A 14,700-nucleotide genomic window follows, 5' to 3' on the forward strand; every position below is an offset into this window, starting at 1 on the left:
AACTAATATAACGCCTTTTTACCGCGAACGAACCATAATTCTTAACAGTTTTTAGAATGTACCATTAAGAGATTCCCAAATAACGTACACTTAACAGAAGCTGAACCTACTATAAATTAGCTTTGTAACACCAAAAAAACAAGAATTATGAAAAATTTGAATGTTTACTTAAGAAAGACCGGATTGCTACTGCTATTTGTAGGAATTGTTAGTTGCGGTTCTACGAAGACTGGAGATATGACCGATCTTAAAGCTGATGCCACGGAAGCTAAAGCGGCAATGACTGCAGCAGAACCTAATTTAGCTGAACTATTTGCAGGTTCAGCAGGATATGCAATTTTTCCGAATGTTGGAAAAGGAGCTTATATCATAGGCGGAGCCTCGGGTAACGGAATTGTTTACGAAAACGGAGCAATGGTAGGTTATGCGAATTTAAAGCAGGTTGATGTTGGATTACAGGTTGGTGGAAAAGCTTACCGAGAAGTGATCTTTTTTGAAAACCAGGAAGATCTCGACAAATTCAAGGCGGGTGATTACGAGCTTTCTGGAAATGCCAGTGCGGTAATTCTGGAAAAAGGAAAATCAAGAACAATTAAGTTTACTAACGGTACAGCGGTAGCTACGATGCCAAAGGCTGGAGCTATGGTTGGAGTATCTGTCGCCGGACAAAGATTTGGATATACTGCGATGTAATTTTCAGAACAAATGAATAAAAACCGACCTATTGGTCGGTTTTTTTGTTTCTAAAGCTTTGCTGATTTGTATGTTCTTTTTCAAATGCGCTGCTATCTTCAAATTTTATTACAGTACTTTGGAAAGGCTAAAAAAAGGTTTATCTACAATTTCTGAAGAGCTATAGTCTGTCTTACTAATTCACAACTGTAATGAGCTTACCTAAGATCTTTCATTTTCCTTCGGAAAATATTCTTTATTACTTCGGTTTCCTATTTGTATTTGAGGTCTTTGCGCGTAGCGAAATATAGAATATTACTCACTTCCTTAACTCCTGCCCACACAAGTTGAATTTTTCCAGCCTGCAAAGATTCCTGAGCCAGGAAATCTGGCACTATGGCGAATCCGTCATTGTTCTTGATAGACCTTAAAATAGATCCAATATTAGGTAGAATATAATTCGGTTTAAAATCGGCTCTTCTTTTAAAATTCTCAAACCAGAATCTTCTGAAATGATCCATATCATTAGAGGCGCTATACCAGGTGTTCTTTATAAGTGCTTTCTCCAGTTCTACAAGTTCATCTCTTGCAATGAGATCTTCTATTTCGGATAGATAGGTTTCTTTCCCAGCGACCAGCACAATATGTTCTTTCGTAAATGCATCAAAAGTGGCAAGAGATTTTTTTTGCCATTTATAGGAGTAATAACCAGGTCCAGGATCTCATTGTGCAGATCTTTGATTTGAGCCTGATGTTCCCCAAACTTTGCCATAAGATTAAATTCTAATGCTGGAATTTCAGGTTCCAGTATGGCTTGAAAGGTTTCTGTGCACATCCCTATATTGATGGCAGCAACTGCTTCCTTTGAAGTTTTTTTAAAATGCTGTTCAGCTTTTTCCAGTTTTTTCACTGCATCCAGAACAAAATTATAGAGTTGCTTACCATCTTCTGTCGGGATCATTTTTCGGGACGTCCTTTCAAAAAGTTTTCTCCCAACGTAGGATTCAAGTGCATTTAAGTGTACACTTACACCGGGTTGACTCGTAAACAGTGATTCCGCTGCCCTGGTTAACGTATTCTTCTCATATAGCTATAAATGTGCGATACCATTCCAGATTTACCATCTATTATGATATTTATAAAAAGGTATGATTTATACTATTTTTATGACAGTACTATCAACACTACTTTTGTTCGGGATTGATAAGCCATACATGATGAAGAACATTTTTATAATTAATGGAGGACATGAATTCGCACATTCTCCAGGCCGTTTTAATCAAACATTACTCAGTAATAGCAAGGACTATTTTGCTAATTAGGCAAACTATGAGGTAAGAGCAACTGAGATGGGAAAGCCATACGATGTAGAGAGAGAGGTACAGAACTTCAAGTGGGCTGATATTATAATTTATCACACTCCAATCTGGTGGTTCCAGCTACCCTTTAAATTTAAAGAATACATCGACAAAGTTTTCACAGCCGGTCATCAAAAAGGAATTTACAGAAGCGACGGGAGGAGCAGTAAAAATCCATCAGTAAATTATGGAACCGGCGGAAGTCTGCATGGTAAAAAGTATATCCTTACTACCAGCTGGAATGCCCCAGAAGATGCTTTTAAGCTTGAAGGTGAGTTTTTTGAGCAGAAAACTGTTGATGAAGGGCCGCTCTATCCTTTTCACAGAATGAGCAAATTTATTGGTCTGGAATTCAAGGCGTCCATACATTTTCACGATATGGAAAAGACTGCAGATGTTCCAAAAGAGCTTGAAAAATATGATCAATTTCTGAGCAGGCTTTTTGAAAATGAATAGAACTAATTCTAAAAAATTGAGAATAAAAAAAGCCATTCGTTTGAATGGCTTTTGGCTTAGTAGCGGGAACTGGGAACGAAAAAGCTATTTTTATACATTTTTTCAATTTACAGGTCGCTTATTTTTAGCTGCTTACAAAATTTCAATAACACGAATTTGGCCCAATTTTGACCCGGACCTAAGTTACGTAAACAATCAATAATTAATATTCTATAAAATTATTTATAAAGATTTTAGTCACAAATCTCTTCAGCAAATGTTTCAAAAGTGTCAGAATTAGCCGCTTTAATAGCCGTAACTAACTGTTTAAACTGATTTATAGCCAGGTCAATTTTTTGATCATTTTTTATTCCATCGGATAATCCTAGATTCAGGGTATCACTAAAGGCAGATAAAATTTTTACTATTGGGTTCCATTTCTCAATTCCTTTCTCAACAGTCATATCCTTACAGAACTTTAATTTAAATGAATTGCTAATTTGTCTATCTAGTATTTCTTCCATACAAGATGAAATAGCCGTAACAAACAATACAATTGACCCCCTTGACCTGAGAAATTTTAATAGATTTGATTGATTCGAGGTTGGATTAGGCAGCTTCATAAGATCAAACTTCATCTCCTCAATTGTTCTCTGTAAGGTGTAAATAAAGAAAATATGTTTCGCTGTTGTATTTTCATTGAAAAACTTTGGATATAAATGATCTGATTCCCAAATTTTACTTTTTTGGTTATAAGCAGTACTTGGTTCTTGATGAAAAGCAGCTAAAACTTGTCCAGCAGTTACCGATGGAATCACATTAGGATTTCTCCTAATTATATCAATTGATCCGCCGCGTCTTGAAGAGTAGTCAACGTTCTTTAAATTTTCAAACTCGAGCGTTAAACGTTTTTAAATTTGGTCATTGCTTCTGAAATCGGGAGCATTTACCTTATTTTGACTATTATTAAATTTAACAATCGATGTGATAATTTCCTCATCTTGACATTTAATAAATCTTATAGGAACTTTTACATTTTCGTCAATTCCATGATCTAATGAACCTAAAGCCCCAGTAGTCTGAGCCCCATTCACAATTGATATTCCCTTAATTTTAAGTTCAGTTTCTCCTTCATTAAAATCATTCACCAAGGCTGTTACTCCATTATTATAAACATAAAAATTCTCCGGATTATTCTCAGCAGAATCCTTTATCCCATTATTGATATTTGAATCAGATTTTCTAGATCCTAGATAATCACGAACATTAGCTGAAAATAAATCAGTACCATGCTCATCATATAGCTCCTTTAGTTTGCTTGCAGGAATAATTGTAGAATAAGCTTTCCATTTATCCTCTTCAATTTCAAATCCTGATATATCCTTTAATACAATATCGTCTGTAACTAAAATTGGAGTGGTTAATCCTAAATACCAGTTTTCTAAAGTTTCTAAACCAACTTCTATTGAAGTAGCTTCTACCTTCGTATTTTTATAATTAGAAGTTAGGATGGATTTCAATGTATTTTCAGCAGACGTTAGTTCATCTTGTACATTTTGAGATTGAGGTAAATTATGAGAATACCAAAGAGTAATTGTGTCAATTTCGTTATCATTAATTCTTTTCCTTAATTCGGTCGCTGCAGATTGAAGCCTTTCAGGAATTTCATCAATTTTTCTTGTCAAAAGCCAAGAGACTGAAGTGTTTAAATCAGAAGCCTTATTAGATGGTGCAGACTTTCTATCCTTTACAGAAAAATAGCCTTGCCCTATTACAGCTTCCTTTCTTTCAGTATCTATATAGACTATATCCGTTTTTTTATCATCACTTCCATCAACCAGAGCTGTTGCTGCAACTTCAATAATATCTTCAATCCCATATTTAATCTGAAGCGAATAAAGCAATAATGCATTATCATCAAACTGTTCTAGATCTTGTCTGGATTTGAAATTCTGATAGAAACTATAATCTTCTTGCTTCATAACATCTTGATTTATTATTAAACACCAGGGACAAACAATTGAAAAACAGCTTTTTTATTAAATTTAAGTAGCGGGAAACAATCCCTTTCAAAATTAAATTCCAAGGCGGCAAAAAAAACAAACATCTGTTTTTCAACCTAATAGCATTCCACAATTATTCTTCGGAAATCAAACTTGACCCAATTTTGGCCCAGCTAACTTTTTTCCATAAAAAAACCCTTGATTTTCAAGGGTTTATATACTTAGTAGCGAGCAAAATTGAAATATCGAACCAATTTGTTGATGATATAGTCTCAATAGCGAAACTTGAACTTTAAGTATAATTACGCAATTATATAATTTTCAAATTGTTTCTGTACGTTGAGCTTCCACAAGAACAACTTGAGAAAGAACACCTTCGACATGTGTGTGCTCCACAATTCGCGCATTCTTTAACGATATCCCCTGATTTATTATTTCCACATGCACACTCTGAAATCTTATTCATAATTAGTTAGTTTGCTGGTTTAACACTACCCGTTCTATAATTTGGATTCATTTCCTTTGCCAACTTTATAGCGGCGCCTTGATTGGCTGCAAATATTCTAGTTTTAGTGGGAAGACCTCCACTCTTGTTATATAAATCAACTATCCATTCTCTCATATTACCAATTATATGTTGTATTTTGATTTTATGTCATTTATTTTAGCTACGGAATCGTTAATTCGATTTTCTTGCATGACTAATTCACGTTCCTCAGCCTGTCTATGAAGTTTGGAGTCATGTTCTCGAATCGCCTTCAGCAATTCTATCATCTCATTCAAATCATCCATGAAAAATTCGTTATCTGAAATATCATTTTTATTTTTATCATCAAAAATCATTATATCTTCAGCACCTTCTGCCCATTCAACGGCAGATTTGTAAGCTTTTCGTAAAGCTTCATCTGCGTGAGTATATTTGTGTGTGATATAAAATTTTGGGAATAATTTTGGATTAATTTCTTTAAAAAGTTCTAAGAAAGATTTCACCGCCTCTTGGTTCTTCCAATCACAATTTTTAAAATCTTGAAGGAAAGTTTCTAAGTGTTTCGAAGAATAAGTCACATCGTGGAAACACTCTTTTGAGATTAAAATATATTCCTTCTGATTGTGGTGAAGTTTATACTCGAATATTTCAATCTTTCCAAAACGATTTTTAAGTTTTAATGTCCAAGGTAGATTCTGCAGTATGAATGAATCTTCCACTTTAGTTCTGGTGTAATTAGGCATAATTAAATGTTAGTTAGAATTTAGATATGTCTTGTAGGGAAGATACTGGTTGAAAATAGGTAAAAAATTCAAAACTTAAAAATATAACGGTCCTATTTGTTAAATTAGGTAATAATCAAATCTTGACGTAGTTAATGAATCGAAGTGCTTTGATTGAATTCAGATTGTGAATTATATAAGCCATCTATTGAATTAAAATGTTAAATAAGCAAGAAAACCTCATTAGGTCAACAATAAACCTCACTTATAAGTGACTAGCAAACAACATGTTATATCTGTTGAAATTTGTAAAATTGTTGAAATCGCCTTGTCTCTTACTTATTTATCATATAGTATTGTAGAAATATTATTTAGTAAAACATAAACAAGAAATGAAGAAATTAATTAAAAAATCGATTGTAGGTAATTGGAAGATTACAGAAAAAAAAATTACCTACATCAAAAATGTTAAACCAACACAAGAAATATATTTAGAAGACCTAAGTAGTAAACTAGAAACACGAAACGGCACTGCTTATTCATGGCCAATATTTATCGGTGGCATGGATTGGTGTAGTTTCGAAGATGCCATCAATTTATTGAAAGTAATAGGTTTGATGACCTGTAGTTATGACAATAATATTGGAAAGAATACTATCAATGAAATTTATTGGGTGCACCAGGACAAGTTGGCTGGTTAGCTAGTTGAGTTTTCTATTTACTTATTATAAATATCCCGTTTCGGGCGGTAGTTTTAAAAACCTACCGCTTTTGTGTTTTACTTTATAACCGTGTTACTTTTTTCTTGAATCATTGCTGTAAAACCACAACTTTCTGTATTAGTTTTTTCCTTTGGATTAAATTGCATTAATCGCTATATTGCGATATAACGATAATACCCATTTTATGAATGTAGCAATCTTAACTAGAGTTAGCAAGGAATCACAATCTTTTGAAAGACAAATCAGTGACCTCAGAGCACATGCATTTAAAAACAACTATAATGTTATTGGTGAATTTAACGAGAAAATTACGGGTGCAGCTAAAAATTATGACCGAAAAGCATGGATGGACCTAATGTCATTAATCGAAACTGATAATGTTGACAAAGTCCTTGTTTGGGAGCTTTCTCGTTTGGGTAGAAACACCCTTGAGGTTTTGAAAACAGTAGATGCTTTACATAAAAAAAGTGTTTCTCTTTATGTTCAGAACTATCATATTGAAACTCTAAATTCAGATGGTACTCTCAACCCAATGTCACAACTTATGATAACTCTTCTGGCCGAATTCAGCAGGACAGAAAGAGCATTAATTCAACAAAGGCTTGAAAGTGGTTACCGAAAGCATATTAAAAATGGAGGCAAAGTTGGGAGAAAAATAGGGGTTAGCATGTCTAACAGTGAATATCTAAATAAACACCATCTAGTGGTGAAGTACTTAAATAAAGGAAGGTCTATTCGGGAAACGGCGCTACTTTCTTCTAAATCAACTAGGACTGTACAGAAGGTGAAGAATATATTGGGTCTAAATGTAATTACTACATCCGAGACGTGAAAATTTTCTCAAAAAATATCTAGATTTCGGGTATCTTGTACCTTAAGTAATTTTTATAACTTCGGTCTTAAGAAAATCTATCTTTATTCTTTAAACCGTACACTTCATCCACCAACCTATGTCTAAGAAAATCAATTTAGGAGTAGAGAAAGACCATATTGAATCTTTAACAAGAGCTAATGGTATAACAGCTTTAACAGAATTGCTATGGAATTCACTTGATGCTGATTCTACACTAGTTGAAGTTGAATATTCAAAAAATAAATTAGGTAGCATAGAAGAAATCACGATAAAGGATGATGGTGTGGGTATTGATTATCAGAAAGCACAAAGAGTTTTCGGTGCACTGGGAGGTTCCGATAAAAAATCTTCAAATATTAGTCCTGGTGGTCGTTACTATCATGGTAAAGAAGGCAAGGGTCGCTATAAGGCCCTAGCGCTAGGGGATTTGGTTACTTTTACAAGCATTTATAAAGATGGTGAAAAATTTAAAACCTTTAATATAGTACTTGACCGAAATCATTTATCATATTCAGATTTAGGTGATGTAAAGCCTTTACCCAAAGGCGAACATAAAACTGGTTTTAAAGTATTAATTCAAAATATAAATGATGAAAATTCCAGTTATGCTTTAAATTCAAAAAACCGTAAAGAAATTGAACAAAAATTTGCCTCATATTGGATTAACTATCCTGATTTTACAATTTCTTTTAACGGCAATAAATTAGAATTTGAATCACTGATTAAGAACACTGACTCAACTGACCTTTTAATTGAAGATGGTGAACTTTCCTATCGCTTCGTATTAAAAGTGATTGAGTGGAGCTTCGATATTCCCAAGAAAACATATCTCTGTAATACTAAAGGCGTTCCTTTTAAAGAAATCAATCTTGGTATTCGGTCTACGATACCTATTTCTATTTTCATCCAATCGATTTATATTGAAAAATTACATCGTGAAAACAGAATCGACATTCAAGATTTAGACTCCATGATTCAGGATGCTTATAATGAAGCAAAGAAATTTGCCAGAAGTTACGTGAGGGACCGTTTACATCATTATTCAGGAGAATTCATAAGGAACCTGAAGTCAAAAGGATTGTATCCTTATAAGGATAATGCTGAAGGCGTTGTTGAGCATAGTAAAAGACAAGTCTTCGACATAGTGGCGTTGCAGGTTAATGAATATTTACCTGATTTCGAAAATCAAGATGACAAAACGAAAAAATTTACTTTATCTCTGATTAAAGAAGCTCTCGAAAAAGATTCTTCTTCTCTACGTAAAATTTTGGCAGAAGTTATTGAACTACCTGAAGAGAAAAGGGATGAGCTAGTAGAGATTCTAGAAGATACTTCGCTTTCAGGAATAATCGACACCATGACCGAGATTAAAAACAGATTGAGATTCCTAAATGGGTTAGAAGAGCTTATTTACAATTCTGAATTGAATAAAAACGTTTTAGAAAGAAAACATCTGCATAAAATTATTGTAAATGAAACATGGCTATTTGGTGATGAATACGCTTATGGTGTTGATGATGTAACACTGAAAAATGTTCTTCAGGCGTATATCAAAAATTTAGGTCGAGATGATTTTGAGGAAGTAGTTAACCAGGAACCTAATGATGACCTTCAAATTATACCTGATGTTTGTTTGTGGAAGCAATTCCCACAAGGTAGTCCAGGACATAAAACGAATTTAGTTATTGAGTTAAAGAAACCTCGTGTTGACGCTGGTGTAAATGAATTAGGTCAAATTAAGCTTTATGCCTCCAGGGTAAGTAAAGATAGGAGATTTCCAAAAGAGAAAACAAAATGGAAGTTTCTTCTGGTTACAAAAGATGTTAAAGCTGATATAGAATATGAACTCGAACAAATTGATAGAAAATATGGTCATGTCACTTCTACAGACCTTGTTGATGTCCACGTATTAACATGGGGCCATATTATTAATGAAGCAAGAACCAGGTATGAATATATTCAGGAAAAACTAAATATTAACCTGATGGATAATAACAAGAACCTTGATTATTTAAGGACTAAATACAATGAATATTTACCAGAAGATTTGACTGTATCACTATCATCAAATTAATGTAGTTTACTCAAAATCTATTTTAGGGAGTCCTTCAACAATATCCACGGTCTTCACACTCACTGTAACCAAGCTTAAAATCAGGTCCAAAATATATCGTGGATTCTCTACTTCTCTACTCCAATCATTAGGGTCATTCTTGATTCCAGATTTCTTATCTACTTTGACCTGGTATCTGTCCATCACCCATTCAATAGCAGACTTACCATTGACCACATACTCATAAGCTTTTTCGGGAATATTGATGATGTTTATTTTACTGTTATAAATTATTGTGTGCTTTTCAGTTTTCTTCGGGAATTTAAGTTTGTTCACCCTGTAAAACTCGTAATCATCGGACTCCTTTTTATCAGATGTTTTAATAACATCAACAGCATCGTAAGGGTCAACCTTTTCATAATTGATATGCAAATCAGCTAATTCTCTACCAGCTCTGCTAAACGACCAGAAATCTTTTGGTTTATCTACCAAAGGTATTCGAGGGAGCATTTTTTTAAGGTCATTTTTAAACGTCTCTCGATAATCTGGACTATGTAGAATTCCATACACATAATAGAAGATATCTTCTTTACTTACTGATTTACCATATTGCTTTTTAGCTCGTTCAAAAATGAACTCGCTTACACCGTCTCTACGAATATATCTTGATTCTGAAGTAGCATCAAATAGATTACCTTGAGATTGCTCCTTCTCTTCATAATAATAAATAGGAAAACACTGTTCATTAGACAGTGTTTGCATATCAACCAAAGAATTTGTCATAAGTACAGAAAAACCTTTATTACTACCCTTTCCTGAAATATTTATTAATAAATTTTCCGCAGTTCTATTCGGAAATACAGAAGGCATTTGATATAGATATTCATTCAAATCCCTGTCAAAATAATTATGTAATTTGGTAAAGGGTCTGTAAATTACGGTTCTATCCAATGTGGAATCAAAATTTATATCAACTTTCCTAACGAGTGATTTCTTTAAACCTCTTGACCAACTTATTTTCTTCGGATTATTCTCGATTAGCTGATTCACATTGGATTTGTCTAAATCCTCTATTGTCAACTGTTCATCATAAGTTTTAATTAGTTTATTAATATTATGATTTAAAGATTTTTTCGAGAAATTGTAAACCCAAACATCCCTATTACTTCCAATTCCAAGAGTCATCAGATTAAAAAACTGTTGCTTTTCTGTTTTTCCTTTTTCTCTAATTGGTATGAAGGTATTAAAACTACCCTTACGCTGATTAATCCAGTCACCATGCTCATTGGGTTTCAATTTTTTCCATCCTAAATTTTTAATGGATTTAAAATCTGAAATTATATCCAACTTTTCCTTTTGACTAAGGTAATCGCCAATATCATGATAGTGTATTTGAGCTTTTTCGGAATTATTAGGTTTTTTTACTAATAACGTGATTGCTATTGGAGTACGGGAACCTGACCCAAAAATTTTACCGCCTTCTTTTCTTGATAGTTCTCCAGAAGTACGTTGATTTCCTCTTAAATTAAAAACATAAATAGTAGAAAATTCTTTTTCCAGCGATTTGCGGAATCCATCGGTGCTATTACCATCTAGCCATGCGCCATTACTCACATAAGCAATCACACCTCCGTTTTCAGGGTCCAACCTATCAGTACCCCAGCGAAATGCTTTTATATAAGCATCATAGAGTGATTTAGAATTTATTGAACTTGTGTCGGAGGCATAAGTTTTGGATATTCGAGAATCTAATATTTGATACTCTTGATTTCCAGCATTGTCATTAGCAGATTTTTGTCCGATTGAATATGGTGGATTACCCATAATTACTCTTAAAGGTGCTTTTTGTTGCGCCTGCACCCTTTTAGAGTTCTGAGGAAACATATCCGAGAACAATTTTTCACCGTGGTCCGTTTCTCCTAATTGAAATGTATCGGTCAATACAATTCCATCAAATGGTATATATTTCTCTTTACCAATTCCATCATCTGGGTCTGGAGTTTGGTCATGAAAAGCATTTTCGATATTGACTGCAGCGATATAATATGCTAATAAAACAATTTCGTTAGCGTGCAGTTCTTGAGTGTATTTACGTTCCAAATCTTTTTCTTTAATCAACCCACTTTGTAGTAAACGGGTAATAAAGGTACCTGTACCTGTAAAGGGGTCTAGGATATGAACATTTTCATCTGAAACGGTGCGGTCAAATTCTTTTTTAAGTACATCATTTACCGAATGGATAATAAAATCGACCACCTCAATTGGAGTATAAACGATACCTAGCTGTTCTACCATTTTAGGGAAGGCGGTCTTGAAGAATTTATCGTAAAGCTCAATAATGATTCGCTGTTTTCCCTCAGCATTATCAATACCTTCAGCACGCATCTTCACTTTTTGGTAGAACTTATCTAAGGTTTCGGTCTCTTTACCTATTGCCTGTCCTTCAAGCACATCTAACATAGACTGCATTGCTGAAGAAATTGCATTATTCTTTACAAAACTGTATCCTTCAAATAATGCTTCAAATACTGGTTTTGTGATGATATGCTGAGATAACATATCGATAGCCTGACTTTCAGAAATAGAAGGATTTATATTCTTTCTCAACCCATTTAAAAATTTCTCAAATGCAGCTCTATGACTCTCATCACGTTTAATCAAATTATTGATACGGTCAATCTGATTCTCAGCAATTTGTGCGACATCCTTTGCCCATTTTTCCCAGTAAACACGGTCACCAACTTTCTGAACCATTTTAGCATAAACTACACTTTGAAGCTCTTCAAATTGTAATGCCATTTGCTCATTGATATCACCGTATTTCTTCTTTGGTTCCTCTACTCCTTCAGGAGCATCGTCGGTGCCATAACCTGGAACGCCACCAACTAAAATCTGGCTTGGTTTACTCTTATTTAAGTTGATTTTATTAATAGTTGCGTTAAATCTATCATCGTGTGCTCTAAGAGCATTCAATACGGTCCATACGACCCTAAATCTTTCATTATCATTTAATGCTTCTGCAGGTTCGATATTGGAAGGTATAACAACTGGTATAATGATATATCCGTACTGCTTACCTGGAGCTCTTCGCATTACCCTTCCTACTGACTGTACAACATCCACTTCTGAATTTCTAGCCGATAAAAACAGAACTGCATCCAACGATGGTACATCTACCCCCTCGCTCAAACAACGAACATTGGTTAAAACTCTGCATTCATTGGAGTCCGCGGATTGTGATTTTAACCACCCCAGTAGTTCATCACGTTGAGGTGCGTTCATGCTCCCATCAATATGATTTGAAGACACATTTACAAGTTTCTCCCGATGCTTAGGTTTTACTGAATCAAGATATATTTCTGAAGTATCATTAAAAGTGCCAGTGATTCTTTTCGAAACCTTAATATTTTGACAGAATGCCACTGCTCGTTTCATTGGTTCAGGGTCTACATCTTTAATTAGACCATTATCACCTAGAACCTGCTTTGACATCGCATTTAAACAACCAATAAGTTTAGACGCATCATCTGATGTAATTTCATTAGATGGGTTTGACACCATTTTCTGAACAGATTGCGGAATATCATTTTCGCTGAGAGTCAAAACCAAAACTTTGTAATCGGTAAGTAAACCTCTATCCACAGCTTCACCAAAACCAATCCGATAAATTTCCTTACCGTATTTAGATTCATCATCCATTGAACAAAGTTCTGTTTCATTTAGTGCAGCTTTAGATTTGGAGTCATCACTATACAATCTCGGTGTAGCGGTCATATATAATCGCTTACTAGCCTTTATAAATTCATTATTGTGAACTTTCACAAAAGCAGATTCATCGTTACCAGACAACGTTACACCAGTAGTTCTATGAGCCTCATCACAAATAATTAAGTCAAAAACAGCATTTCCATTGTCTTCATTCAATAAATGTCTTTGGGCATTAGCAATAACTTCAATAGATTGATAGGTTGAAAAAACGACGGTCATACCGTCCTCATCATTCTTATTGATATTCCGAAATTGCTTAATTACACTTTTTACATCTGTAGAAGCTGGAAACGCTAAATCAACTTCACTTAAATCTTCAGAATCACTATTGTTGCCTCTTTGCTTTGTAATCCTTGAATCAGAACATATTGCGATGGGTTTAATCGGCTTTTCAGCATCGGACGACCATTCCCTTAATGTTTGACCTAATAACGCAATAGAAGGCACTAAAAACAACACTAGACCTTTGTTCCTAGTTTCGTTTTCAGCAATTCTTAGCGATGTAAAAGTTTTTCCTGTGCCACAAGCCATAATAAGCTTGCCACGGTCATTTTCATTGAAGTAGTCCTGTGTTTTTTCAAGAGCTTCTGTTTGGTGCAGTCTAAGAACTTTCTTTTCAGTCCTAGCCAAGTCACCAGTAATTCCTTTTTGCAACAATTCCCAATCTACTGGTGATTGCTCAAGCTCAGAAAGATTAATTCGTGTAACAGGAGGATTCTGATTTCTTAAAGTTTCTTCAGCATTATTACTCCAATTGTTAGTGGTAGATACCCATAGCCGTCTTGAGAAACCTATAGATTCAAACTTTTCATTTTTAAAATGACGACTAGATGTTGATAGAAAGGAATCAACTTCAGCTTTATCAATTCGAGCCTTTTCAGCATAACACTTGCATTGAATCGCCCAAAAATCACCCTCATAAGTTAGAGCGACCAAGTCAATTCCAGTGTCTTTACCTCCAAAATCTGATTTACTTGGAAACTCATTCCACATCCAAACATATTTTAGTATTCCAGAATATGCTGGGTCTGTTTGTAAGTAAGCATGTACTAATTTTTCAAATCTCTCTCCCTTATCTCGTTCTGAAAATGAAAATTCACGGTAATGTTCGAGGATGGTCTTGAAACTCATAGGTATGCGGTTAGTTTAATGAAATGCCTAAGGGGATAGGGCTCTAAGCTCGCACAATTTATAAAATTTGATTTTAATTGAAGATAATTTTTATACTGAAGAGTGAACAGGAAAATATTCGAATAAGTGGCTGCAATATTGGTGGTAAAACGACAAATAACAGCTATTTATATGTACTATTGAGGCCGTATGTTACGGTATAGGGGGTGGGTATATCTATCGTGGTACACTAAAATAATAAAAATATATCACCAGTCCTCCCCCCGTAATCTCTGACCCAGGACCTACTGCGTAACCCCGTTTACATATGTTTTTACACCCTACCCCCATCATGTAATCGATGTTCCATTCGAATTTTTTTTTAAAATTTTTGTTCAAACTTCTATAAAGTGTCCCATTCATGAGACACCAAAAAAAATTAAAAAAAGTATTCCATAACCTGTACTATTTGATTTCTGGCCATAAAATGTATCAGATAATGGCGGGGATTTTCCTT

Annotated in this window: 11 protein-coding genes and 1 pseudogene; 5 read left to right on the forward strand and 7 right to left on the reverse strand. The window is 34.3% G+C overall.

What is annotated here, in order from left to right; genetic code table 11:
• The first annotated feature begins 147 nt into the window (after nt 1–147).
• Nucleotides 148–693: a lipid-binding SYLF domain-containing protein gene (locus tag G529_RS0105415; protein WP_026914576.1), complete on the forward strand. Its 546-nt coding sequence runs from the start codon at nt 148–150 to the stop codon at nt 691–693.
• A 251-nt stretch (nt 694–944) separates the two neighbouring features.
• Here G529_RS0105415 and G529_RS16680 read toward each other — a convergent pair whose 3' ends face one another.
• The 3 genes and pseudogenes from G529_RS16680 to G529_RS16690 all read right to left on the reverse strand — a co-directional run.
• Nucleotides 945–1,313: a type 2 periplasmic-binding domain-containing protein gene (locus tag G529_RS16680; protein WP_245566891.1), complete on the reverse strand. Its 369-nt coding sequence runs from the start codon at nt 1,311–1,313 to the stop codon at nt 945–947.
• Nucleotides 1,274–1,633, reverse strand: coding sequence for a hypothetical protein (locus G529_RS16685; protein WP_245566892.1), 360 nt, complete (start codon nt 1,631–1,633; stop codon nt 1,274–1,276). Before G529_RS16685 ends, G529_RS16680 begins: the two co-directional genes overlap by 40 nt.
• Nucleotides 1,634–1,669: 36 nt before the next feature.
• A pseudogene (locus tag G529_RS16690) lies at nt 1,670–1,723 on the reverse strand (hypothetical protein); the annotation flags it as partial.
• A 298-nt stretch (nt 1,724–2,021) separates the two neighbouring features.
• Here G529_RS16690 and G529_RS15525 point away from each other — a divergent pair.
• The gene (locus G529_RS15525) at nt 2,022–2,486 is read left to right on the forward strand and encodes an NAD(P)H-dependent oxidoreductase (protein WP_340139876.1); all 465 of its coding nucleotides are present in this window, start codon (nt 2,022–2,024) and stop codon (nt 2,484–2,486) included.
• Between the two features lie 233 nt (nt 2,487–2,719).
• Here the strand turns inward: G529_RS15525 and G529_RS16130 are convergent, their stop codons facing one another.
• From G529_RS16130 to G529_RS0105445, 3 genes are all read right to left on the reverse strand, one after another.
• Nucleotides 2,720–3,283: a hypothetical protein gene (locus G529_RS16130; protein WP_051201362.1), complete on the reverse strand. Its 564-nt coding sequence runs from the start codon at nt 3,281–3,283 to the stop codon at nt 2,720–2,722.
• A gap of 93 nt (nt 3,284–3,376) precedes the next feature.
• Complete coding sequence (locus G529_RS16135) at nt 3,377–4,447, reverse strand: AIPR family protein (protein ID WP_051201363.1); 1,071 nt, start codon at nt 4,445–4,447, stop codon at nt 3,377–3,379.
• Between the two features lie 651 nt (nt 4,448–5,098).
• A complete protein-coding gene (locus G529_RS0105445; RefSeq protein ID WP_026914578.1) occupies nt 5,099–5,698 on the reverse strand; it encodes a hypothetical protein in 600 nt (199 codons plus the stop codon).
• 371 nt (nt 5,699–6,069) lie between these two features.
• Between G529_RS0105445 and G529_RS0105450 the strand changes: the two genes are divergently transcribed.
• The 3 genes from G529_RS0105450 to G529_RS0105460 all read left to right on the forward strand — a co-directional run bounded on the left by G529_RS0105450 (nt 6,070) and on the right by G529_RS0105460 (nt 9,326).
• On the forward strand, nt 6,070–6,378 hold the full coding sequence (locus G529_RS0105450; protein ID WP_026914579.1) for a hypothetical protein: 309 nt from the start codon (nt 6,070–6,072) through the stop codon (nt 6,376–6,378).
• Nucleotides 6,379–6,583: 205 nt separating this feature from the next.
• Nucleotides 6,584–7,231, forward strand: coding sequence for a recombinase family protein (locus G529_RS0105455; protein ID WP_026914580.1), 648 nt, complete (start codon nt 6,584–6,586; stop codon nt 7,229–7,231).
• A gap of 118 nt (nt 7,232–7,349) precedes the next feature.
• Nucleotides 7,350–9,326 carry an ATP-binding protein gene (locus G529_RS0105460; protein ID WP_026914581.1) on the forward strand — a complete coding sequence of 659 codons (1,977 nt, stop codon included), beginning with the start codon at nt 7,350–7,352 and terminating at the stop codon, nt 9,324–9,326.
• Between the two features lie 6 nt (nt 9,327–9,332).
• Here the strand turns inward: G529_RS0105460 and G529_RS0105465 are convergent, their stop codons facing one another.
• Nucleotides 9,333–14,204 carry a DEAD/DEAH box helicase gene (locus tag G529_RS0105465; protein WP_026914582.1) on the reverse strand — a complete coding sequence of 1,624 codons (4,872 nt, stop codon included), beginning with the start codon at nt 14,202–14,204 and terminating at the stop codon, nt 9,333–9,335.
• Between the last annotated feature and the right edge of the window lie 496 nt (nt 14,205–14,700).

The sequence above is a fragment of the Christiangramia portivictoriae DSM 23547 genome (assembly GCF_000423045.1).
Taxonomy (GTDB): Bacteria; Bacteroidota; Bacteroidia; order Flavobacteriales; family Flavobacteriaceae; genus Christiangramia; species Christiangramia portivictoriae.